This window comes from Intrasporangium sp. (assembly GCF_032907665.1).
In the GTDB taxonomy this organism is placed as follows: domain Bacteria; phylum Actinomycetota; class Actinomycetes; order Actinomycetales; family Dermatophilaceae; genus Intrasporangium.
Map to the genome: position 1 here is coordinate 5297 of NZ_JAJJPG010000119.1, position 2689 is coordinate 7985.

A 2689-nucleotide genomic window follows, 5' to 3' on the forward strand; every position below is an offset into this window, starting at 1 on the left:
CCCTGCATTTGGGGCCACTCGACCACCACCGAGCCACAGGTCAACGAGCCCCACGTCAGCGACCCCCACACCAGCGCCGGTGCCCACGTCGAGTGGCCACGAAAGCCGGCCCGCACCCCTGCATTTGGGGCCACTCGACGGAGTGGGGGCGGGTGGCTGGGTGCCTCGAGGCGGCGATCGGGTAGGGCACCACATGATCCGCGAACCCTGATGGTCACGGCGCGACCGGCGCGCCGGGAGAGGTGAGTCATGAACACTCCCGACAGGTCCACCGAGCGCGCGCCAGGAGCCGGGACGGCGGCGGCTCTCGCTCTCGCTGCCCTCGGCGCCGCCGTGGCAGTGCGAAGCAGGCGCAGACGGACGGACCAGCACGGCAAGGGCCGCCCGGGGCCGCTCTCCCTCAGGGCGTCGGTCACGGTGAACCGACCACCCGACGAGGTCTATGCCTACTGGCGCGACTTCGCGCACCTGCCGACCTTCATGACGCACCTCGAGTCCGTCACCACCTCGGACGACAACCGCTCCACGTGGGTGGCGACGGCACCCTTCGGCAAGACCGTGCGATGGGAGGCGGAGATGACCGGCGACGAGCCGGGTCAGCGGATCTCGTGGCGCAGCCTGCCCGGTGCCGACATCGACAACTCGGGCACCGTCCACTTCGCGCCCGCACCGGGTGACCGTGGGACCGAGGTCAGTGTGGCCCTGCACTACGACGTCTCGGGCGGAAGGATCGGCCAGACGATCGCCAAGCTCCTCGGAGAGGAGCCCGAGCAGCAGGTCCGTGACGACCTGCGCCGGTTCAAGCAGGTCCTCGAGACGGGGGACGTCGTCCGCAGCGACGCCCTGCCCGACGGCATCAAGGCGAAGCACGCGGTCGTGCAGCGGCATGCCCAACCGGCCACGGACGACATTCGGGACCGGGGCGACCACGAGCTCAACAAGGAGAACGACCGATGAGGGCCCTCTGCTGGGACGCGCCGAACCACGTCACCGTGCGCGACGTCGCCGATCCGCAGCTACTGTCCAGCCGGGATGCCATCATCCGCGTGACGAGCACCGCCATCTGCGGCTCCGACCTGCACCTCTATGGCGGCTACATCCCGAGCATGGTCCCGGGGGACGTCCTCGGTCACGAGTTCATGGGTGAGGTCGTCGAGCTGGGTTCCGCCGTCACCAACCTTCGGGTCGGCGACCGCGTCGTCGTCCCGTTCCCCATCGCGTGCGGGGCGTGCCACGCCTGCGAGCGGGACCTGTGGTCCTTGTGCGAGAACTCCAACCCGAACGCCGCTCAGGCCGAGAAGCTCATGGGGCACTCCCCCGCCGGGATCTTCGGTTACTCCCACCTGACCGGCGGCTACCAGGGTGGGCAGGCGGAGTACGTCCGGGTTCCCTTCGCCGACGTCGGTCCGCTCAAGATCGAGGACGACCTCACCGACGAGCAGGTCCTCTTCCTCAGCGACATCCTGCCGACGGGCTACATGGGCGCCGAGCTGTGCGGGATCCAGCCAGGCGACGTCGTCGCGATCTGGGGGGCCGGGCCGGTCGGCCAGTTCGCCGCGCTGAGCGCGTCCCTGCTCGGCGCGAGCAAGGTCATCGTCATCGACCGTCTCCCGGAGCGTCTGGCCATGGCCGCGGAGCACGCGGATGCACAGACCCTCAACTACGAGGAGACCTCCGTGCTCGGCGAGCTGCGCGAGCTCACGGCTGGACGGGGCCCGGACCACTGCATCGACGCGGTGGGCATGGAGGCGCACACCGACGTCACACCAGTCGAGCTCTACGACAAGGGGAAGCAGCTGCTGCGGTTGCAGACCGAGCGACCGGCCGCCCTGCGCGAGACGATCCTCGCGTGCGCCAACGGCGGCACCGTGTCGATCATGGGCGCCTATGGCGGGGTCGTCGACAAGTTCCCCATCGGCTCGATCATGAACCGGTCGCTGACGATCAAGAGCGGGCAGTGCCACGTCCACCGTTACATGCGACCGCTCCTCGACCGCATCCGCAGTGGCGAGATCGACCCCACCTACATCGTCAGCCACCGGCTCCCCCTCGAGCAGGCCCCGGAGGCCTACGCGATGTTCAAGAACAAGGAGGACCACTGCACGAAGGTCGTCCTCACGCCGTGACGTCCTCCGGTGACCGCCCACTCACCTCGGCCGTATGCCGCCCCGCCGGCTCAGCGGCATACGGCTTGGTGCCGCTCCTCCCGAGCTCCGCGGTGATGGTGCTCCGGTAGCGAACGAGCTCACGGACGTGGCCGTGGGTGATCGCCCCGACGACCCGGTCTCCGTCGCGGTACTCGGCCAGGAAGCGGCCGTCGACGCCCTGCCTCACAAGGTCGAAGCGGTAACGGGCGCCTGTGAAACCGACCGAGTGGAGGCGGAGCCCGTGGATGTGGGCCCAGAAGGACGGCAGGTGCTCATGGGGCCGGGCGTCTCCGAGCAGGGTTCCGGCGACATGTGACCCCTGGGAGAGCGCTCCGTTGTAGTGCTCGACCCGGAACGTGCGGTGCTCGTCCCAGGGATGTGGCCACCGGGCGACGTCGCCCGCCGCCACGATGCCCGGGGCGGCCACACCGAAGTGGTCCACGAGCACACCGTCGTCGAGGGGGATGCCGGAGCCTCGCAGCCACCCGGTGTCCGGCTCGGCGCCCATGGCCACGATGAGCAGGTCGGCGGGCACGATGGTG

At 69.7% G+C, this 2689-nt stretch carries 3 protein-coding genes; 2 read left to right on the forward strand and 1 reads right to left on the reverse strand.

The window, feature by feature from the left end:
* Window positions 1–249: 249 nt before the first annotated feature.
* Both LOY02_RS15145 and LOY02_RS15150 read left to right on the forward strand, forming a co-directional pair.
* Window positions 250–957 carry an SRPBCC family protein gene (locus LOY02_RS15145; RefSeq protein WP_317183195.1) on the forward strand — a complete coding sequence of 236 codons (708 nt, stop codon included), beginning with the start codon at window positions 250–252 and terminating at the stop codon, window positions 955–957.
* Entirely contained in the window at window positions 954–2126 is a 1173-nt protein-coding gene (locus LOY02_RS15150; RefSeq protein WP_317183196.1) for a zinc-dependent alcohol dehydrogenase, read from the forward strand. Before LOY02_RS15145 ends, LOY02_RS15150 begins: the two co-directional genes overlap by 4 nt.
* On the opposite strand, the gene LOY02_RS15155 is transcribed toward LOY02_RS15150, so the two are convergent.
* On the reverse strand, window positions 2116–2689 hold a 574-nt coding region (locus tag LOY02_RS15155; protein WP_317183197.1), incomplete at its 5' end, for an FAD/NAD(P)-binding oxidoreductase. The genes LOY02_RS15150 and LOY02_RS15155 overlap by 11 nt on opposite strands.

Coding starts and splice junctions, on each gene's coding strand:
- LOY02_RS15150 (WP_317183196.1), top strand. CDS start 954: ATGAGGGCCCTCTGCTGGGACGCGCCGAACCACGTCACCGTGCGCGAC.
- LOY02_RS15145 (WP_317183195.1), top strand. CDS start 250: ATGAACACTCCCGACAGGTCCACCGAGCGCGCGCCAGGAGCCGGGACG.